The organism is Pseudomonas sp. X4, from assembly GCF_040784925.1.
GTDB lineage: Bacteria > Pseudomonadota > Gammaproteobacteria > Pseudomonadales > Pseudomonadaceae > Aquipseudomonas > Aquipseudomonas putida_Z.
Genome location: NZ_CP160798.1, coordinates 3,839,187 through 3,859,424 on the forward strand (window position 1 = coordinate 3,839,187; position 20,238 = coordinate 3,859,424).

18 protein-coding genes are annotated in these 20,238 nt (G+C 64.9%); 10 read left to right on the plus strand and 8 right to left on the minus strand.

What is annotated here, in order from left to right:
* Positions 1-75: 75 nt before the first annotated feature.
* A complete protein-coding gene (locus ABX298_RS17155) occupies positions 76-438 on the plus strand; it encodes a hypothetical protein (RefSeq protein ID WP_084785071.1) in 363 nt (120 codons plus the stop codon).
* A 133-nt stretch (positions 439-571) separates the two neighbouring features.
* Here ABX298_RS17155 and ABX298_RS17160 read toward each other — a convergent pair whose 3' ends face one another.
* Entirely contained in the window at positions 572-2,137 is a 1,566-nt protein-coding gene (locus ABX298_RS17160) for a beta (1-6) glucans synthase (protein WP_367393365.1), read from the minus strand.
* Positions 2,138-2,334: 197 nt separating this feature from the next.
* On the opposite strand from ABX298_RS17160, the gene ABX298_RS17165 reads away from it, so the two are divergent.
* The 3 genes from ABX298_RS17165 (at position 2,335) to ABX298_RS17175 (ending at position 5,410) form a co-directional block, all read left to right on the plus strand.
* Positions 2,335-3,195, plus strand: a complete 861-nt coding sequence (locus tag ABX298_RS17165) for a glycine betaine ABC transporter substrate-binding protein (RefSeq protein ID WP_025338075.1) — start codon at positions 2,335-2,337, stop codon at positions 3,193-3,195.
* A gap of 242 nt (positions 3,196-3,437) precedes the next feature.
* Entirely contained in the window at positions 3,438-3,749 is a 312-nt protein-coding gene (locus ABX298_RS17170) for a DUF485 domain-containing protein (protein WP_003260090.1), read from the plus strand.
* Positions 3,746-5,410, plus strand: a complete 1,665-nt coding sequence (locus ABX298_RS17175) for a cation acetate symporter (RefSeq protein WP_013971432.1) — start codon at positions 3,746-3,748, stop codon at positions 5,408-5,410. The genes ABX298_RS17170 and ABX298_RS17175 overlap by 4 nt, the downstream gene beginning before the upstream one ends.
* A 56-nt stretch (positions 5,411-5,466) precedes the next feature.
* Here ABX298_RS17175 and ABX298_RS17180 read toward each other — a convergent pair whose 3' ends face one another.
* Entirely contained in the window at positions 5,467-5,619 is a 153-nt protein-coding gene (locus ABX298_RS17180; protein ID WP_013971433.1) for a DUF3309 family protein, read from the minus strand.
* A 312-nt stretch (positions 5,620-5,931) separates the two neighbouring features.
* Between ABX298_RS17180 and ABX298_RS17185 the strand changes: the two genes are divergently transcribed.
* Together ABX298_RS17185 and csrA are read left to right on the plus strand one after the other, a co-directional pair.
* Positions 5,932-6,741, plus strand: a complete 810-nt coding sequence (locus ABX298_RS17185) for an SDR family oxidoreductase (protein WP_367393366.1) — start codon at positions 5,932-5,934, stop codon at positions 6,739-6,741.
* Positions 6,742-6,861: 120 nt separating this feature from the next.
* Positions 6,862-7,050 (plus strand): carbon storage regulator CsrA, encoded by a 189-nt coding sequence (gene csrA / locus ABX298_RS17190; protein WP_025338083.1) that lies wholly within the window; start codon positions 6,862-6,864, stop codon positions 7,048-7,050.
* A gap of 114 nt (positions 7,051-7,164) precedes the next feature.
* Here csrA and ABX298_RS17195 read toward each other — a convergent pair whose 3' ends face one another.
* From ABX298_RS17195 to mnmC, 5 genes are all read right to left on the minus strand, one after another.
* A complete protein-coding gene (locus tag ABX298_RS17195) occupies positions 7,165-7,392 on the minus strand; it encodes a YheU family protein (RefSeq protein WP_003252629.1) in 228 nt (75 codons plus the stop codon).
* Between the two features lie 183 nt (positions 7,393-7,575).
* On the minus strand, positions 7,576-8,760 hold the full coding sequence (locus ABX298_RS17200) for an osmoprotectant NAGGN system M42 family peptidase (RefSeq protein WP_025338084.1): 1,185 nt from the start codon (positions 8,758-8,760) through the stop codon (positions 7,576-7,578).
* 129 nt (positions 8,761-8,889) lie between these two features.
* Entirely contained in the window at positions 8,890-10,635 is a 1,746-nt protein-coding gene (gene ngg, locus ABX298_RS17205) for an N-acetylglutaminylglutamine synthetase (protein ID WP_075044049.1), read from the minus strand.
* Between the two features lie 3 nt (positions 10,636-10,638).
* Positions 10,639-12,426, minus strand: coding sequence for an N-acetylglutaminylglutamine amidotransferase (locus tag ABX298_RS17210; RefSeq protein ID WP_025338086.1), 1,788 nt, complete (start codon positions 12,424-12,426; stop codon positions 10,639-10,641).
* Between the two features lie 229 nt (positions 12,427-12,655).
* Positions 12,656-14,620, minus strand: a complete 1,965-nt coding sequence (gene mnmC / locus ABX298_RS17215) for a bifunctional tRNA (5-methylaminomethyl-2-thiouridine)(34)-methyltransferase MnmD/FAD-dependent 5-carboxymethylaminomethyl-2-thiouridine(34) oxidoreductase MnmC (RefSeq protein ID WP_367393367.1) — start codon at positions 14,618-14,620, stop codon at positions 12,656-12,658.
* 214 nt (positions 14,621-14,834) lie between these two features.
* Here mnmC and pap point away from each other — a divergent pair, with 214 nt between their 5' ends.
* On the plus strand, positions 14,835-16,328 hold the full coding sequence (gene pap, locus ABX298_RS17220) for a polyphosphate:AMP phosphotransferase (RefSeq protein ID WP_025338088.1): 1,494 nt from the start codon (positions 14,835-14,837) through the stop codon (positions 16,326-16,328).
* 254 nt (positions 16,329-16,582) lie between these two features.
* Positions 16,583-17,542, plus strand: coding sequence for a DMT family transporter (locus ABX298_RS17225; protein ID WP_367393368.1), 960 nt, complete (start codon positions 16,583-16,585; stop codon positions 17,540-17,542).
* 161 nt (positions 17,543-17,703) lie between these two features.
* On the opposite strand, the gene ABX298_RS17230 is transcribed toward ABX298_RS17225, so the two are convergent.
* On the minus strand, positions 17,704-19,098 hold the full coding sequence (locus ABX298_RS17230; RefSeq protein WP_367393369.1) for a class II fumarate hydratase: 1,395 nt from the start codon (positions 19,096-19,098) through the stop codon (positions 17,704-17,706).
* Between the two features lie 155 nt (positions 19,099-19,253).
* Here ABX298_RS17230 and ABX298_RS17235 point away from each other — a divergent pair, with 155 nt between their 5' ends.
* A complete protein-coding gene (locus ABX298_RS17235; RefSeq protein ID WP_025338091.1) occupies positions 19,254-19,778 on the plus strand; it encodes a DUF2059 domain-containing protein in 525 nt (174 codons plus the stop codon).
* A gap of 10 nt (positions 19,779-19,788) precedes the next feature.
* Positions 19,789-20,085: a BolA family transcriptional regulator gene (locus tag ABX298_RS17240; RefSeq protein ID WP_003252644.1), complete on the plus strand. Its 297-nt coding sequence runs from the start codon at positions 19,789-19,791 to the stop codon at positions 20,083-20,085.
* Positions 20,086-20,238 lie beyond the last annotated feature (153 nt).

Consider the following 20,238-nt stretch of genomic DNA (forward strand, 5'->3'; position numbering starts at 1 on the left):
CAGGGATGTGATTTTGCCTTACAACTGGGCATAAGCGATCATGGATGCTTTCGATTTCCGCTATTGGAGAACTGGATGTCTCGTTCGCTGCCGGCTGCGCTGCTTGTGCTGTTTCTGGGGCTTTGGCTTGCTGCCAGTTATGGCGTGCGCTACGGGCTGATGGAGGACGGGCAGTGGGTGGGACTGTGCACGGCGCCGGCGGCGTACTGGCAGTGTGAGGTACGGTCGTTGCTGGGGCTGGGCATTCATCTTCAGGTGATGGCCTGGGGCGGGCTGGGGCTGGCGCTGCTGGCGCAGTTGGTTGCAGGGCGTGGCGGCTGGTGGCTGGCAGTGGTGGCGTTGGTGTTCGCGGTGCCGGCACTGGTGCTGTATACCGCCAGTATTGCCGTGTTCGCGCTGGTGCTGGCGGGGTTGCGGCTGGTCAGGTCGCCGGAGTAAGGCTGAAAGGGGCCGCTTTGCGGCCCATCGCAGGCAAGCCAGCTCCCACAGGGACCGCGCCGATTTGATAGGCAGCATAACTCCTGTGGGAGCTGGCTTGCCTGCGATGGAGCGCGAAGCGGTCCCAAGGATATCAGGCCGGGCGCAGGCGCAAGCTCCGCCACAAGGCTGCGGTCATCAGCACACTCACCCCGGCCCACCCCCAGGCCTGTTGGTTCTCCAACCCTTCCACAAACAACTGCGGCGCCACCCCGGCACCGACGATGAAGGCCAGCAACGCCACCTCCGCCCGCCGCGCCGGCACCGGCCACAGTGCAAACACCAGCGCCGGCAATGCCAACGCTGCGCTGGGGAAGCTGCGATAGCGTGGGTCGAACACCATCGCCAGCATGCTCACCGCCGCGGCAAAACCCGCTGCCAGCAACAGCCAGCCGGCCCGCGCCTGCAGCCAGGCGTACAGGCGCTCGCGCCAGCCCGTGCGCCGCGCCAGGGCCAGCACGGCATGGGCCAGCACCAGCAGGTTCAGCCCTGCCAGCAGCACCGCCCACAGCCACTCCCCGGCAAAGCGCGCATGGGTGCGCATCAACTCGCCCCAAAGCCCCAGGCAGCCTGCCCCAAACGCCGCCAGCAACGGCAGCAGCATGGCCGCCGCCGGGGTGGCGGGGCGCCCGGCAAGCATCAGCATCAGCACCATCAGCAGGGCACTGGCCAGCAACCACTGCGGCCAGTAAGGCAGGTTGCTCACCGGCCCTTCGAGTACGCCCTTGTCCTGCCGGTCGGCATCGTAAAGCCCCCAGTAACCGCCGACCGCCCCCTCATTGGCGCGCTTCCATGGCTGGTCGAACGCCTCGATCAGGTTGTAGTGCCAGCCGTTGCTTTCGGCCATGGCCACGAACCCGCGAATGAAGCGCGCCTCGTTGACCCGGCTGGGCTCCGCGGTTTCGCGCTGGCGGCCTTCGCTGGGCCAGCCGGTTTCGCCTATCAGGACGTCCTTCGGCGCGAAGCGCGTGCCGAACACCCGGCGTACATCGGCAACGTGGGCCAGGGCTTCGTCGATGCCACGCGGGTCGTCTTCCCAGTAAGGCAGCAGGTGGATAGTCAGGAAGTCCACCGCAGGCGCCACCTGCGGGTGCTGCAACCAGAACTCCCACACATCGGCGTAGGTCACCGGCACCTTGACCTGGCTTTTCACCCGGGCGATCAGCGTGGCCAGGTGCGCACCGGTCACTTCCTTGCGCAGCAGCGTCTCGTTGCCGACGATCACCGCGCTGACCACGTCGGGGTTGGCATTGGCGGCGGCGATCAGCAGCTCGATTTCTTTCTCGGTGTCGGCCGGGTGGGCGTTGACCCAGGCACCTAGCATCACCTTCAGGCCATGCTTGCGTGCCAGCGCCGGGATTGCCTCAAGACCGGTCTGGGAATAGGTGCGGATGCACTGAAAACGCTCGGCCAGCAACGCCAGGTCGGCATCCATGCGCGCCGGGCGCAGGCGCAACGGCTGGTCGTAGGGCGACTGGTCCTTGTCGAACGGGGTGTACGAGGCGCATTGCAGCTTGTGCGTCGGGCTGGCCGCGTCGGGCAGTTGCACCGGCTTGCCAAGCCCGTACCAGAGCCCTCCGAGCCCGAGCAGGGCGAGCAGGCAGGCAAGCAGGTACAACGGCAGCAGCAGGCGGGTAGAACTGGGCATCGGGCGGTCCATCGTCAGGCGCAAAAGGGTAGATAGTAGCCCGGCGCCAAACCTTTGGCATGCAAGGATCGCGCAGGTCGGCGCAGGCCGATGGCGCTAATGGCATAGTGCTGTCGCATATGGGGCGGCTACAGGTCGTAGCTGGAGCAGGTCGACTATTGTTGCAGGACGATGATGCAAATTCCGAGACCTGACGAGGGGATGCTTTGATGGCTGCTATTACAAGAATGCGACGTTTCCTGGGTGTGGGCACTGCCATGGTACTGGCCATGAGTGCGGCACAGGCAATGGCCAAAGAAGTCAGCATTGGTTACGTGGATGGTTGGGCTGACAGCGTGGCGACCACCAACGTGGCCGCCGAAGTGATCAAGCAGAAGCTCGGCTACGACGTGAAGTTGCAGGCCGTGGCCACCGGGATCATGTGGCAGGGCGTGGCAACCGGCAAGCTCGATGCCATGTTGTCGGCCTGGTTGCCGGTGACCCATGGCGAGTACTGGGCCAAGAACAAGGACAACGTGGTCGACTACGGGCCGAACTTCAAGGACGCCAAGATTGGCCTGATCGTCCCTGAGTACGTCAAGGCGGTGAGCATCGCCGACCTCAAGACCGACGACACCTTCAAGCAGAAGATCGTCGGCATCGACGCCGGCTCCGGCGTAATGCTCAAGACCGACCAGGCCATCAAGGACTACGACCTGACCGGTTACAAGCTGCAGGCCAGCTCTGGCGCGGCGATGACTGCGGAACTGGGCCGTGCCTATGCCAAGCAGCAGTCGATTGCGGTGACCGGCTGGGTACCGCACTGGATGTTCGCCAAGTGGAAACTGAAGTTCCTCGAAGACCCGAAAGGCGTGTATGGCGCCGCGGAAACCGTGAACAGCATCGGCAGCAAGGAACTGGCCACCAAGGCCCCGGAAGTGGCGGAGTTCCTGAAGAAGTTCAACTGGCAGTCGAAGGACGAGATTGGCGAAGTGATGCTGGCTATCCAGGAAGGCGCCAAGCCTGAAGCGGCGGCCAAGGACTGGGTGGCCAAGCATCCTGAGCGTGTGAAGGAGTGGACTGGCAAATAACAACCTGTCAGGGCCAGTTTTGCTGCTTCGCGGGTGAACCCGCTCCTACAGGGATATCACTGCCTTCCGGGCTGGTGATACCCCTGTGGGAGCGGGTTTACCCGCGAATGGGCCATCACTTTGTTACGCAACCGGTAAAACACCGTTGCATCTAAGACTAAGGTCGTCTGGTTGGCGTCCGATAGCCGCATAAAGTAAGGGTCGTGGGTTCCACCCCTATCTGTGCTGCTAGGACAAAAACAATGAACGACAGCATTTACCTCTCGATACAAAACAGCCCCCGCTTCAAGGAGCTGGTCACCAAACGCGAACGGTTCGCCTGGATTCTCTCGGCGATCATGCTCGGCCTGTACTGCGCCTTCATCCTCCTGATCGCCTACGGTCCTCAGATTCTGGGCACCAAGCTCAGCCCTGAGTCGTCGATTACCTGGGGTATTCCCCTGGGCGTCGGCCTGATCGTCTCGGCATTCGTCCTGACCGCCATCTACGTACGCCGCGCCAACGGCGAATTCGATGAGCTGAACAAGGCCATCCTGAAGGAGGCGCAACAATGATTCGCCACGCCAAAGCCCTGGCCGTACTGGCCTGCGGAGCCTTCGCACCCGCCGTGTGGGCCGCCGATGCCCTGACCGGCGAGGTGCAGAAGCAACCGCTGAACGTCTCTGCGATCGCCATGTTCGTGGCCTTCGTCGCCTTCACCCTCGGCATCACCTACTGGGCCTCCAAGCGCAACAAGTCGGCTTCGGACTACTACGCCGCCGGTGGCAAGATCACCGGCTTCCAGAACGGCCTGGCGATTGCCGGTGACTACATGTCGGCCGCCTCGTTCCTGGGTATTTCCGCACTCGTGTTCACCTCAGGCTACGACGGCCTGATCTACTCGATCGGCTTCCTGGTCGGCTGGCCGATCATCCTCTTCCTGATCGCCGAACGCCTGCGCAACCTGGGCAAGTACACCTTCGCCGACGTGGCCTCGTACCGCCTCGGGCAGAAGGAAATCCGCACCCTGTCGGCCTCCGGTTCGCTGGTGGTGGTGGCGTTCTACCTGATCGCACAGATGGTCGGTGCCGGCAAGCTGATCGAGCTGCTGTTCGGCCTGGACTACCACGTGGCGGTGATCCTGGTGGGTATCCTGATGTGCCTGTACGTACTGTTCGGCGGCATGCTGGCCACCACCTGGGTACAGATCATCAAGGCCGTGCTGCTGCTGTCCGGTGCCAGCTTCATGGCGCTGATGGTGATGAAGCACGTGGGCTTCGACTTCAACACCCTGTTCTCCGAAGCGATCAAGGTGCACGCCAAGGGCGAGGCGATCATGAGCCCGGGCGGCCTGGTCAAGGACCCGATCTCGGCGTTCTCGCTGGGCCTGGCGTTGATGTTCGGTACCGCCGGCCTGCCGCACATCCTGATGCGCTTCTTCACCGTCAGTGACGCCAAGGAAGCGCGCAAGAGCGTGCTGTACGCCACCGGCTTCATCGGCTACTTCTACATCCTCACCTTCATCATCGGCTTTGGCGCCATCCTGCTGGTCAGCACCAACCCGGACTTCAAGGACGCCGCTGGCGCCCTGCTGGGTGGCAACAACATGGCAGCGGTGCACCTGGCCAATGCCGTGGGTGGCAGCGTGTTCCTCGGCTTCATCTCGGCTGTTGCCTTCGCCACCATCCTGGCAGTGGTTGCCGGCCTGACCCTGGCCGGTGCCTCGGCGGTGTCCCACGACCTGTACGCCAGTGTATGGCGCAAGGGCAAGGCCAACGACAAGGACGAGATCCGCGTGTCGAAGATCACCACCGTCGCGCTGGGCGTACTGGCGATCGGCCTGGGCATCCTGTTCGAGAAGCAGAACATCGCCTTCATGGTCGGCCTGGCGTTCTCCATCGCGGCCAGCTGCAACTTCCCGGTACTGCTGCTCTCGATGTACTGGAAGAAGCTGACCACCCGCGGCGCCATGATCGGCGGCTGGCTGGGCCTGGTGAGCGCGGTGACGCTGATGATCCTCGGCCCGACCATCTGGGTGCAGATCCTCGGCCACGAGAAGCCGATCTATCCGTACGAGTACCCGGCGCTGTTCTCGATGCTGATCGCCTTCGTCGGTATCTGGTTCTTCTCGGTCACCGACAAGTCCAAGGCTGCCGAAGACGAACGTGCGCTGTTCTTCCCGCAGTTCGTGCGTTCGCAGACTGGCCTGGGCGCTTCGGGTGCTGTTTCGCACTGATCCCTTCCGGCAATTAAAAAACCGCGCTTCGGCGCGGTTTTTTTGTGTTTTCGCCGCTAGATCATGCCTAGTAGCAACAAAACCAGCAGAACTACCAGCACCACGCCGATGATGCCGGACGGGCCATAGCCCCAGCTGCGTGAGTGCGGGAAGACCGGTAAGCCACCAATCAGCAGAAGGATCAGGATGATGATGAGAATCGTGGTCATGACGGAGTCCTTGCGTGGTTGAGGGTCAAGGGCCTCGGACTGCTGGCCTCTTGTATATAAGGACTGGTGGTGAACGTTAAAGATTCCATTTGAATGGTTGCCAGTGCCGGCCTCTTCGCGGGTAAACCCGCTCCCACAGGGACAGCGCAACCCTCAGGCTTGTGATGATCCTGTGGGAGCGGGTTTACCCGCGAAGAGGCCGGTACTGACCACACAGTCATGCCCCTCCATTCACTACCTTGATGAACCCTGCCTGCCCCCCAGGCCTTGATTAGACTGGTTGCACAACCCATCAGAACAAGGCCAGCCACCATGCAAAACCGCATCATGATCACCGGCGCCGGATCCGGCCTCGGTCGCGAGATCGCCCTGCGCTGGGCGCGTGAGGGCTGGCGCCTGGCGCTGGCCGATGTCAACGAAGCCGGCCTGCGCGAAACCCTGGAGCTGGCCCGCGCAGCTGGCGGCGAAGGCTTTGTCCAGCGTTGCGACGTGCGCGACTACAGCCAGCTCACCGCCCTGGCCCAGGCTTGCACCGAACAGTTCGGTGGTATCGACGTGATCGTCAACAATGCCGGCGTCGCTTCGGGCGGGTTCTTCGCCGAACTGTCGCTGGAGGATTGGGACTGGCAGATCGCGGTCAACCTGATGGGCGTGGTCAAGGGCTGCAAGGCCTTCCTGCCTCTGCTGGAGCGCAGCAAGGGGCGGATCATCAACATCGCTTCGATGGCCGCGCTGATGCAGGGCCCGGGCATGAGCAACTACAACGTGGCCAAGGCCGGCGTGCTGGCCCTGTCGGAAAGCCTGCTGGTCGAGCTACGCCAATTGGAGGTGGCGGTGCATGTGGTGTGCCCGTCGTTCTTCCAGACCAACCTGCTGGACTCGTTCCGCGGGCCGAACCCGGCGATGAAAGCCCAGGTTGGCAAGCTGCTGGAAGGCTCGCCGATCAATGCGGCGGACATCGCCGAGTACATCCACCGGCAGGTTGCCGCTGGCGAGTTCCTGATCCTGCCCCATGAGGCCGGGCGCCAGGCCTGGCAACTGAAGCGCCAGGCCCCTGAGCGGCTGTACGACGAGATGGCCGAAATGGCGGTGAAAATGCGGGGCAAGGCTCAGTCGCGATGATTCGTCTGTAAGGAAAATTACCTGAAAATGTAGGGCGCTTCTGAATCACGGCAGAACTATTGAGTAGCCCTATGCCGTCAAGGCAGGCTCCGGTTTTCCCTTTCGCTGGAGGATCGGAGCATGCTGGTAATAGGGCGCGAAGTGGGAGAGATCATCGTGATTGGTGATGACATTCGGATCATGGTAGTGGAGACGCGGGACGGGGTGGTGCGCTTTGGCGTGGATGCACCACGGCAGGTGCCGGTGCATCGGGCCGAGGTGTACAAGCGCATCAAGGAAGGGCAGCAGGCCAAAGCCCGCAGGGTTTGATGTTGCCTGTGCCGGCCTCTTCGCGGGCACGCCCGCTCCCACAGGTACTGCACCGCTCTCAAGACTTGTGAAATTCCTGTGGGAGCGGGCGAGCCCGCGAAGAGGCCAGGCCTGCTAGTCGAGCAGCTCGCGGGGCACATCATGCTTGGCCAGCAACTGGCACTGCTGGCTTTCCAGGTCGAACAGGATGAACGCCTGGCCCTTGGCCAATGCCTGGCGCACCCGCAGCACGCGGGTTTCCAGCGGGGTGTCGTCGCCGTTGTCGGTACCGTCACGGGTGACGAAGTCCTCGATCAGGCGGGTCAGGGTTTCGGCTTGCAGTTGGTCGTAGGGGATCAGCATGGTGGGCGTTGCCTAGGGTGTTGGTGGGGGCATGCTACGCGAAACATTCGGGATTTTGGGGCCGCGTTGCGGCCCAATCGCCGGCAAGCCAGCTCCCACAGGGACAGCACAAAGCCTGGGCCTGTGGTGATCCTGTGGGAGCTGGCTTGCCGGCGATTGGGCTGCAAAGCAGCCCCAGGGCCCTCAGCCCTTGTTGCCAACCAGGCTATCCACCGCCGGCACCCGCGTATCGCTTTCCATCTGCGCATCATGTTCAAGCTGATGGCTGAAGCGCTCCAACGACGCATTGGCCGGCTGCGAATCACTGGCAAACACCGGCGGGCTCAGCAGGTACGCCGACAACAAGCGGCTCAATGCCGCCAGGCTGTCGATGTGTGTGCGCTCGTAGCCATGGGTGGCATCGCAACCAAAGGCCACCAGCGCGGTACGAATATCGTGCCCCGCCGTCACTGCCGAATGGGCATCGCTGAAGTAGTAGCGGAACAGATCGCGCCGCACCGGCAGGTCGTGGTCGCCGGCCAGCTTCAGCAGGTGCCGGGACAGGTGGTAGTCGTAAGGCCCCGACGAGTCCTGCATGGCCACGCTCACCGCATGCTCGCTGGAGGCCTGCCCGGGCGCCACCGGGGCAATGTCGATGCCGACGAACTCGCTGACATCCCAGGGCAGGGCGCCAGCCGCTCCCGAGCCGGTCTCTTCGGTGATGGTGAACAGCGGGTGGCAGTCGATCAACGGTTGGCGGCCGCTTTCCACCACGGCTTTCAGCGCCGCCAGTAGTGCTGCCACGCCGGCCTTGTCGTCCAGGTGGCGGGCGCTGATGTGGCCGCTTTCGGTGAATTCGGGCAGCGGGTCGAAGGCAACGAAATCACCGATGCTTACACCCAGCGCCTCGCAGTCGGCGCGGGTGGCGCAGTAGGCGTCCAGGCGCACCTCAACGTGCTCCCAGCTGATCGGCATCTGGTCGATGGCGGTGTTGAAGGCATGCCCGCTGGCCATCAGCGGCAGCACGCTGCCCCGGTATACGCCGGTATCGGTGAACACGCTGACCCGGCTGCCTTCGGCGAAGCGGCTGGACCAGCAACCGACCGGTGCCAGGGCCAGGCGGCCGTTGTCCTGCAACTGGCGCACGCTGGCGCCGATGGTGTCCAGGTGAGCGGACACGGCGCGGTCAGGTGAGGTCTGCCGGCCCTTGAGGGTGGCGCGGATGGTGCCGCGGCGGGTCAGCTCGAAGGGGATGCCCAGCTCGTCCAGGCGCTCGGCCACGTAGCGCACGATGGTGTCGGTGAAACCGGTGGGGCTGGGGATGGCGAGCATCTCCAGCAGCACGCGCTTGAGGTAGTCGAGATCGGGTTCGGGATGTCGGTCGGACATGGTTGGGGACTCCTTTACTCCTGTGCCGGCCTCTTCGCGGGTAAACCCGCTCCCACAGGTCCACCACAGCCCTCGATACTTGTGGGGTCCCTGTGGGAGCGGGTTTACCCGCGAAGAGGCCAGCAGCGGTTACGCCAAAGGCCGGCTATGCGGAAACAGCAGGTCGATAAAACGCTCGGCGGTCGGTTGCGGTTCATGGTTGGCCAACCCGGCACGCTCGTTGGCCTCGATGATCACGTACTCCGGTTGCCCGGCATCACGCACCATGAAGTCCAGCCCCACCACCGGGATCTCCAGCGCCCGTGCAGCGCGCACGGCGGCGTCGGCCAGCACCGGGTGCAGGCGTTCGGTCACGTCTTCCAGGGTGCCGCCGGTATGCAGGTTGGCGGTGCGTCGCACGGCCAGGCGCTGGCCGGCGGGCAACACATCGTCGTAGCCAAAGCCCGCCGCGCGCAGGGTGCGCTCGGTTTCGTCGTCCAGCGGAATGCGGCTTTCGCCACCGGTTGCGGCCTGGCGCCGACGGCTCTGGGCATCGATCAGCTGGCGGATGCTGTGCTTGCCATCGCCCAGCACCTGCGCCGGGTGACGGATGGCTGCGGCGACCACTTCGTAGCCGATCACCACGATGCGCAGGTCATGCCCGGCATGGAAGCTTTCCAGCAACACGCGGCTGTCGAACTGGCGAGCATGCGCCACGGCGTGGGTGATGTCGTCGATGCAGGTGAGGTTCACCGCCACGCCCTGGCCTTGCTCGCCATCGACCGGCTTGACCACCACCGCGCCATGCTCGTCGAGAAACGCCAGGTTGTCGTCGGCATTGCCGGCCAGTTGCTGCGCCGGCACCTGCAGCCCGGCATTGTGCAGGGCATGCTGGGTCAGGCGCTTGTCCTGGCACAGGGTCATGGTCACGGCGCTGGTCAGGTCGCTGAGCGATTCACGGCAGCGAATGCGGCGCCCGCCCAGGCTGAGGGTGAACAGGCCGCCGGCGGCATCGTCCACTTGTACCTCGATGCCCCGGCGCAGCGCCTCGTCGACGATGATGCGTGCGTACGGGTTGAGGTCGGCTTGAGGCCCTGGCCCCAGAAACAGTTGTTCGTTGATGCCGTTCTTGCGCTTGACCGCGAAGGTCGGCAGGTTGCGAAAACCCAGCTTCTGATACAGGCGCTTGGCCTGGCGGTTGTCGTGCAGCACCGACAGGTCCAGGTAGGCCAGGCCGCGGCTCATGAAGTGTTCGATCAGATGGCGCACCAGCACCTCGCCCACGCCGGGGCGGGTGCAGTGCGGGTCTACCGCCAGGCACCACAGGCTGCTGCCGTGCTCGGGGTCGTCGAACGCCTTGGCGTGGTTCAGGCCCATGACGCTGCCGATCACCGCGCCGCTGTCTTCGTCCTCGGCCAGCCAGTACACCGGGCCGCCCAGGTGCAGAGGGGTGAGCAGCTCGGCGTCGACCGGCAACATGCCGCGCGCCTGGTACAGGGTGTTGATCGCCTGCCAGTCGCCCGGGTTCTGCGCCCGGCGCACGCGGAAGCCGCGGAACACCCGCTGCGCCGGGCGGTAGTCGGTGAACCACAGGCGCAGGGTGTCGGACGGGTCGAGGAACAGTTGCTGCGGGGCCTGGGCCAGCAGCTGCTGGGGCGCGGCCACGTACAAGGCGATGTCGCGCTCGCCGGGGCGTTCTTCCAGCAGGTCGGCGGCCAGGTCGGCCGGGTTGGGGTAGGTGTGGCCGATCAGCAGTCGGCCCCAGCCGCAATGCACGGCGCGCGGCTGGTCGTGGGGCTGGCTGCCATCGCCGGCCAGGCGCGCCTGCAGGCGCTCGTAGGACGGCGCCTGGCCGCGCAGCAGGCGCTGACCGTAAGCGATTTCATGGGCTTTCATCGGTCAGATTCCTTGTTCGCTCAGCCACAGGTTCAGCGCCGCCAGCTGCCACAGTTTGGAGCCGCGTAGCGGTGTCAGCTGGCCGTGCGGGTTGCTCAGCAGGCGGTCGAGCATGGCCGGGTTGAACAGCCCGCGGTCCTGGCTGGGGTCGGTCAGCAATTCACGTACCCAGCCGAGGGTGGCGCCTTCCAGGTGCTTCAGGCCCGGCACCGGGAAGTAGCCCTTCTTGCGGTCGATCACCTCGTGCGGGATCACCCGCCGCGCCGCCTGCTTGAGCACCTGCTTGCCGCCGTCGGGCAGCTTGAAGCGTGCCGGAATGCGTGCCGAAAGCTCCACCAGCCGGTAGTCGAGGAATGGCGTGCGCGCCTCCAGGCCCCAGGCCATGGTCATGTTGTCGACCCGTTTGACCGGGTCGTCGACCAGCATCACCGTGCTGTCCAGGCGCAGCGCCTTGTCAACCGCATCGGGGGCACCGGGGCGGGCGAAGTGTTCACGGACGAAGTCGCCGGCCGCGTCGGTTTCCAGCAGCCAGGGTGCCTGCACGGTGTCGCGGTACTCGGCGTGGCTGCGATCGAAGAAGGCCTCGCGGTAGGCGGCAAACGCATCCTCGGCGCCGTCCACCTGCGGGTACCAGTGGTAGCCGGCGAACAGCTCGTCGGCGCCCTGGCCGCTTTGCACGCCCTTGCAGTGCCGGGCCACTTCCCGCGACAGCAGGTAAAAGGCGATGCAGTCGTGGCTGACCATCGGCTCGCTCATGGCGCGGAAGGCGGCTGGCAACTGCTCGATGATCTCGTGCTCGGCGATGCGCAGCTGGTGGTGACGGGTGCCGTAGTGCTTGGCGATCAGGTCGGAATACTGGAACTCGTCGCCGCGTTCGCCGCCGGCATCCTCGAAACCGATGGAGAAGGTCGACAGGTCGTCCACGCCCACTTCGCGCAGCAGGCCGACCAGCAGGCTGGAATCGACCCCACCGGACAGCAGCACACCCACGTCCACCGCTGCCCGTTGGCGAATGGCCACGGCGTCGCGGGTGGCGTCGAGCACGCGGGTGGTCCAGCCTTCCAGGTCCAGCTCACGTTCATCGGGGTTGGCGCCGTAGTGCAGCTGCCACCAGGTCTGGCGTTCCACTTCGCCATGGCGGTCGATGCGCATCCAGGTACCGGGTTCCAGCTTTTGCACGTTGGCCAGCAGGGTACGTGGCGCCGGCACCACGGCGTGGAAATTCAGGTAGTGGTTGAGTGCCACCGGGTCGAGCATCGGGTCGATGTCACCACCCTTGAGCAGCGCCGGCAGGGTCGAGGCGAAGCGCAGGCGCTCGCCGTTGCGCGACAGGTACAAGGGTTTGACGCCCAGGCGGTCGCGGGCGAGGAACAGGCGCTGGTTATCGCGCTCCCAGATGGCCAGGGCGAACATGCCATTGAGCTTGGGCAGCAAGGCCGCGCCCCAGGCGTGGTAGCCCTTGAGCAGCACCTCGGTGTCGCCGTCGGACCAGAAGCTGTAGCCCAGGGCCTGCAGCTCCTGGCGCAGTTCGGGGAAGTTGTAGATGGCGCCGTTGAAGGCCAGCGAAAGGCCCAGGGTGTTGTCGACCATCGGCTGGGCAGAGCCGTCGGACAGGTCCATGATTTTCAGGCGCCGGTGGCCGAGGGCGATCGGGCCTTGGCTATGGAAGCCCCAGGCATCCGGGCCGCGGGGTGCCAGGTGGTGGGTTATGCGCTCTACCGCAGCCAGGTCGGCTGGGCGAGGGGCTTGGTCGATGGGGGTGAAACGCAACTCTCCTGCTAATCCGCACATAGGTCCTTACCGGTTTTTCCGTTGGGGAGGGGGTGCCCCGGATTAGGGCACCTTAAGGAACTGACCCATGTGGTTTGTGAGAGTTTTAGATCGATCTGTTATATGGGGCTGCTGCTCAGCCCTTGGCGGGCTCGCCCGCTCCCACAGGTTCACCACAGGCCTGGGGACTTGCGCGGTCCCTGTGGGAGCTGGCTTGCCGGCGATTGGGCTGCGCAGCAGCCCGGCCCGATCACTTGCCGCGAATCAACCTGCGCAAGGCAAACCGGTTCGGGTGGCACGCCTCCGCCACCGCCCGTGGCAACGGCAGCGGTTCCCCGCATACCCACGCCGCCACCAGTTCGCCGCTCAACGGCGCCGTGATCAATCCGCGCGAGCCATGCCCGCTGTTCACATACAACCCATCCAGCCAGGGGCAGGCTACATCCGGCACCTGCCGCGCATCCCGGCCCAGCACTGCGTAGGCCTGGGCGAACGCCTGCGCATCCGCCACCGGCCCGACGATCGGCAGGTAATCCGGGCTGGTGCAACGGAACGCCGCACGCCCCTGCAATTGCCCGGGGGCCAGCTCGGCCGTACCCAGGCGCTGGGCCAGGTCGACCGAAATCTCGTCCAGCAATGCCAGGTTGCCCTGGTGCTCGGCCACCGTCGGTGCCAGGTCTGTGCTGTGGAAGTCGAAGCTCGCGCCCAAGGTGTGTTCATCCCCGCGCGGCGGCGCCACATAGCCTTCCGCACACACCACGGTGCGCAGCGCGCGGCTGCTGGCGGTGGCCGGCAGGCGGGTGATCTGCCCGCGGATGCGCTTGAGCGGCAGCTGCGCGCATGGCTCGAAGCGCAGTACGTCGGCGGCACCGGCCAGGACCACCACCGGCGCGCTGGCCAGCAGGTGTTCGCCAGCCCAGGCTTGCCACTGCCCGTCGACCTTGCGCAGTTCGAGCACCTCCTGGTGCGTCAGCAGGCGAATCCCCGGGTGCTGCAACTGCTGCTGGCACAGCGCCGGCGGGTGCACCCAGCCACCTTCGGGATAGAACAACCCACCAGCCGGCAAGGCCACTCCGGCGATGGCTTCGGCCTCTGCACGCTCCAGCGAGTGCAACAGGCCAGGTTCGAAGGCGCCAGCCAGTTTGCCCTGGCGTTCGGCTTCCTTGCTGTCGAAGGCCAGTTGCAGCACGCCGCAGGCATCCCAGTCGCGGCCACGTTGCAGGCGCTGCAGCTGGCGCCGGGTGTAACCGAAACCGGCCAGGATCATCTGCGACAACGCCGTGCCATGGGCGGACAGCTTGAGGTACAGCACCCCTTGCGGGTTACCCGAAGCTTCCCGTGCCGGGGTGTCGTGGCGTTCCAGCACGGTAACCTGCCAGCCACGCCGGGCCAGGCTGGCGGCGGTTGTGCTACCGGCGAGCCCGGCGCCTATCACCAGCGCTTCACGCGGCCCCGCTATGGCAGCCGGGCGCGCGTACCATGGCGCGCCGGGGCTGGGCACGGGGCCGACGTAGGCGCCGCTCATCACTTCCCATTTCTTGCCGATGCCCGGCACCTTCTTCATGGCGAAGCCGGCGTCGACCAGGCTGCGGCGTACCCAACCGGTGGTGGTGAAGGTGCCTAGCACCGTGCCTGGGTGTGACAGCCGTGCCAGTTGCGCGAACAGCTCCGGGGTCCACATGTCGGGGTTCTTGGCCGGGGCGAAGCCGTCGAGGAACCACACATCGATCTGCGCATCGAGTTGCGGCAGCTGTTCCAGTACGTCGCCTATCAACAGGGTGAGGGTGACCCGGCCGTTGTCGAAGGTGAACTGCTGGAAGCCAGGGTGCACTGCCACGTACTGCTCCAGCAGGGGCTCGGCATAGGCGGCAAGTTCAGGCCACAGGCATATGGCGCGGGCCATGTCGTCGCGATCGAGGGGGTACTTTTCGACGCTGACGAAATGCAGGCGGGCCTCGGCGTGGGCGTGTTGCTCGAACAGTTGCCAGGCGCAGTAGAAGTTCATGCCGGTGCCGAACCCGGTTTCGCCGATCACCAGGCAGGCGTGCGGGGCGAGGTTGGCAAAGCGCTCGGCCAGGCGGGTTTGCCCAAGAAACACGTGCTTGGTTTCTTCGATGCCTTCGTTGACTGCGAAATAGACGTCGTCGTATTGCCGCGAATGGGGGCGGCCCTGGTCGTCCCAGTCGATCTGGGCGTGCTGGAGGAGGGTGGACATGGTTGGCTCGGTTGCAGCGGATGGGCGGATTTTATGCCATCTGATGATTTTGCGCTGGCTGTACCGGCCCTATCGCCGGCAAGCCAGCTCCCACAGGTACCCCACAAGGTTTGGGCCTGTGGTGACCCTGTGGGAGCTGGCTTGCCGGCGATAGGGCCCATACAGGCGATACATAAATCCGCTAGTCTTGCTTATCCATTGAAGGAGCCAGTGCATGTTCGAATCCGCCGAAATTGGCCACAGCATCGACAAGGAGGCTTACGACGCCGAGGTACCCGCTTTGCGCGAGGCCCTGCTCGAAGCCCAGTACGAACTCAAGCAGCAGGCGCGTTTCCCGGTAATCGTGCTGATCAACGGTATCGAAGGCGCCGGCAAGGGCGAGACGGTCAAACTGCTCAACGAGTGGATGGACCCGCGCATGATCGATGTGCTCACCTTCGACCAGCAGACCGACGAAGAGCTGGCGCGCCCGCCGGCCTGGCGCTACTGGCGGGCCCTGCCACCGAAGGGGCGGATGGGCGTGTTCTTCGGCAACTGGTACAGCCAGATGCTGCAGGGGCGGGTGCACGGGGTGTTCAAGGACGCCGTGCTCGACCAGGCCATCACCGGCGCCGAGCGGCTGGAGGAGATGCTGTGCGACGAAGGTGCGCTGATCATCAAGTTCTGGTTCCACCTGTCCAAGAAACAGATGAAGGCGCGGCTGAAATCGCTCAAGGACGACCCGCTGCACAGCTGGAAGATCAGCCCGCTGGACTGGCAGCAGTCGGAGACCTACGACCGTTTCGTGCGCTTTGGTGAGCGCGTGCTGCGCCGCACCAGCCGTGACTATGCGCCGTGGCATGTCATCGAGGGCGTCGACCCGAACTACCGCAGCCTGGCGGTAGGTCGCATCCTGCTGGAAAGCCTGCAGGCGGCACTGGACAACAACCCCAAAGGCAAGCACCGGGGCAACGTTGCTCCGCTGGGCCGCAGCATCGACCAGCGCAGCCTGCTCGGCGCGCTGGACATGACCCTGCGCCTGGACAAGTCCGACTACCAGGAGCAACTGGTCACCGAGCAGGCACGCCTGGCCGGCCTGCTGCGCCACAAGCACATGCGCCGGCATGCCTTGGTGGCGGTGTTCGAAGGCAACGACGCTGCCGGCAAGGGCGGCGCCATCCGCCGCGTGGCCGCCGCGCTGGACCCGCGCCAGTACCGCATCGTGCCGATTGCCGCGCCCACTGAAGAAGAACGCGCGCAGCCATACCTGTGGCGGTTCTGGCGGCACATTCCGGCGCGTGGCAAGTTCACCATCTTCGACCGTTCCTGGTATGGCCGGGTGCTGGTGGAGCGGGTGGAAGGCTTCTGCAGCCCGGCCGACTGGATGCGTGCCTACAGCGAGATCAACGATTTCGAGGAACAGCTGGTGAATGCCGGCACGGTGGTGGTCAAGTTCTGGCTGGCGATCGACCAGCAGACCCAGCTGGAGCGCTTCGAAGAGCGCGAGCAGATCCCGTTCAAGCGCTACAAGATCACCGAGGACGACTGGCGCAATCGCGACAAGTGGGACGACTATGTTCAGGCGGTGGGAGACATGGTCGACCGCACCAGCACCGAGATCGCGCCGTGGACGCTGGTGGAGGCCAACGACAAGCGCTGGGCGCGGGTGAAGGTGTTGCGCACCATCAACCAGGCGCTTGAGGCGGCGTTTGCCAGGGACAAGAAATAATCGAAGTTCCTGTTTGCCTGTGCCGGCCTCTTCGCGGGTGAACCCGCTCCCACAGGAATACCACAGGGCTGAATCTTGTGTGATCCCTGTGGGAGCGGGTTTACCCGCGAAGAGGCCAGAACAGGCAGCATATCTGCCAAGCCATGCCGCAGAAGAATGACCTGATGAATTCTTTTCCCGGCACTTGCCACCGTCCCCGCCCTCCAAGCCCGTAGAATTCAACTACCCCCACCACGGGCTTGATCGAGGATTTTATGCACACCATTACCGGCCGCTGGGGCTATGGCCTGTTCCTGGCACTTCTGACTGCATTGCTCTGGGGCGTCCTGCCGATCAAGCTCAAGCAGGTGCTGCAAGTGGTCGACCCGGTCACCGTCACCTGGTACCGCCTGCTGGTTTCCGGTGGCCTGCTGTTTGCCTGGCTGGCCGCCAAGCGCAGGTTGCCCTCCTTGCGCAAACTGGCGCCCAAGGGCAAAGGCCTTGTGGTAGTGGCCGTGCTTGGCCTGATGGGCAACTACGTGCTGTACCTGATCGGCCTCAACCTGCTCAGCCCGGGCACCGCGCAACTGGTCGTGCAGATCGGCCCGGTGCTGTTGCTGGTGGCCAGTGTGTTCGTGTTCCGCGAGCGTTTCAGCCTGGGGCAGGGCGTGGGCCTGCTGATCCTGCTGGCGGGGTTCGGGCTGTTTTTCAACCAGCGTTTGGAAGAGCTGCTGACCTCGCTCGGCACCTATACCACCGGCGTGCTGACCATCCTGCTGGCCACCAGCATCTGGGTGTTCTATGCGCTTAGCCAGAAGCAGCTGCTGACTGTGTGGCATTCGCAGCAGGTAATGATGGTGATCTACCTCAGCTGCGCCGCGCTGCTGACGCCCTGGGTCCACCCGTTGGAGGCGTTGCAGCTGACCCCGGTGCAAGGCTGGCTGTTGCTGGCCTGTTGCCTGAATACCCTGGTGGCCTATGGCGCGTTCGCCGAGGCGCTGGCGCACTGGGAGGCGTCGCGGGTGAGTGCCACGCTGGCGCTGACCCCGCTGGTGACCTTTGTCGCGGTGGCGTTGGCGGCGTTGGTGTGGCCTGAATATGTGCACGCCGAGGACATCAATGCCCTGGGCTATGTGGGGGCGGTGACCGTGGTGCTGGGCTCTGCGTTGGTGGCGCTGGGGCCTTCGCTGGTGGCCGGGTGGCGCGCCCGCAGGGCGCGGTTGGCCCAGGTCTGACAGGCCTGCGCGCTCTTGTGGGAGCGGCCTTGTGTCGCGAAAGGGCTGCAAGGCAGCCCCAGCAATTTCTGCATCAAGGCAGAGATCCTGGGGCCGCTTTGCGGCCCTTTCGCGACACAAGGCCGCTCCCACAATGACCGCGTAATGGCCTGCTGCCCTGGTTAGCCCTTGCCCCCCGGAGCCAGCATGTTCTCCGGCCTCACCCACTGGTCGAACTGCTCATTGGTCAGGTACTTCAACTCCAGTGCCGCCTCGCGCAAGGTCTTGCCTTCGCCATAGGCCTTCTTGGCAATTTCCGCCGCCTTGTCATAGCCAATATGCGGGTTCAGTGCCGTCACCAGCATCAGCCCCCGTTCCAGGTGCGCCGCCATCTGCTCGGCATCCGGCTCGATGCCCGCCACGCAGTGCTGCTGGAAGTTGCGGCAGCCGTCAGCCAGCAATTCGATCGACTGCAGCAGGTTGTGGATGATCACCGGCTTGAACACGTTCAGCTGCAAATGCCCCTGGCTGGCGGCAAAGCCGATCGCCGCGTCGTTGCCCAGCACCTGGCAGGCCAGCATCGACAGCGCTTCGCACTGGGTCGGGTTGACCTTGCCTGGCATGATCGAGCTGCCCGGCTCGTTGGCCGGCAGGCGTACCTCGGCCAGCCCGGCGCGGGGGCCAGAACCCAGCAGGCGCAGGTCGTTTGCGATCTTCATCAGGGCCACGGCCAGGGTCTTCAGGGCGCCAGCCAGGCTGGTCAGCGGCTCGTGGCCGGCGAGGGCAGCGAACTTGTTCGGCGCAGTGACGAACGGCAGGCCGGACAGCGCCGCCAGCTCGGCGGCGATGGCTTCGGCAAAACCATGCGGGGCGTTGAGCCCGGTACCCACGGCAGTGCCGCCCTGGGCCAGTTCGCACACCGCCGGCAGGGTGGCGCGGATGGCGCGCTGGGCATAGTCGAGCTGGGCGACGAAGGCCGACACCTCCTGGCCGAAGGTGATCGGCGTGGCGTCCATCATGTGCGTGCGGCCGGTCTTCACCAGCTTGTGGTGGCGTGCCGACAGCTCGGCCAGCCCCGAGGACAGCTCTGCGATGGCCGGCAGCAGCTTCTCGTGCACCGCCTGCGCCGCAGCGATGTGCATGGCGGTGGGGAAGCAGTCGTTGGAACTCTGCGAGCGGTTGACGTGGTCGTTGGGGTGCACGGGGGCCTTGCCGCCACGGCCCTTGCCGGCCAGTTCGTTGGCCCGCCCGGCGATCACTTCGTTGACGTTCATGTTGCTCTGGGTGCCGCTGCCGGTCTGCCAGACCACCAGCGGGAACTGGTCGTCATGCTGGCCGCCCAGCACTTCGTCGGCGGCCTGTTCGATCAGCCGGGCGATGTCGGCCGGCAAGTCGCCGTTACGGTCGTTGACGCGGGCCGCGGCCTTCTTGATCAGCGCCAGGGCGTGCAGCACCGCGATGGGCATGCGTTCCTTGCCAATGGCGAAGTTGATCAGCGAACGCTGGGTCTGCGCACCCCAGTAGGCGTCCTCAGGAACTTCGACCGGGCCCAGGCTGTCTGTCTCGATACGGCTCATTCTGTACTCACTCCTGTGTAGTTCGAAATCGCAGTTTAGGCCCTGATTCGACCGAGCGGTTCCGTCGCTCGTCGTGCCACTTGAGCACATCGCCACCACGGCGCAGAATGCTCTACTCTGAGGTACCCGCCTCCCTCTCTTCTGAAGGAAATGCAATGACCCGTCTCCGTGTCCTTTGTGCCGCCGTTGCCCTGGCTTGCGCCAGCGGCCAGGTACTCGCTGCCACCGCCAGCCACAACGCTGCTGCCGAGAAATTCCTGACCCTGGCCAACGCCGACAAGCTGGGCACCCCGGTGTACATGCAGGTCCAGCAGATGTTCGCCCAGCGTTTCGCCCAGACCAAGGCCCCGACCACCAAGCAGGCGGTGCTGGAAAGCTACCAGGCCAAGGCCAACGCCGCGCTGGACAACGCCATCGGCTGGAACAAGCTGAAGCCGAAGATGGTCGACCTGTACACCCAGACCTTCACCGAGCAGGAGCTCAAGGACCTGGTCAAGTTCTACGAATCGCCGCTGGGCAAGAAAGTGCTGCGCGAAATGCCCAAGGTCACCCAGCAGTCGGCCCAGCTGACCCAGCAGAGCCTGGAGCCAGCGGTACCGGTGGTGAACAAGCTGCTGGACGACATGACCAAGGAACTGGACCCGAACGCTGGCAAGGCCGCCGCCCCGGCGAAGAAGTGAGTACGCCGCGATGACCATGCAACAGCGTATCGAACAGCAGCTGGCCGCCCTGGCGCCGCAACACCTGCAAGTGCTCAACGAAAGCCACATGCACAGTCGTGGTCAGGAGACCCACTACAAGGCAGTGATCGTCAGCGAGCAGTTTGCCGGGTTGAACAGCGTCAAGCGCCACCAGAAGGTGTACGCCACCATGGGTGAGCTGATGGGCGAGATCCATGCCCTGGCCATCCACACCTACACCGCCGAAGAGTGGGCCAAGGTCGGCGTTGCACCGGCCTCGCCGGTGTGCGCGGGCGGCGGGCACTGAAACCTTGCTGTTGTTCTGGTAGAATCCGCAACATCCCAAAAGGGGGCTGCTGTGCAGCCCATCGCCGGCAAGCCGGCTCCCACAGGTAAAGTGCCCTTCTTGAGTGTGGCGCAATACCTGTGGGAGCTGGCTTGCCGGCGATGGGGCGCGCAG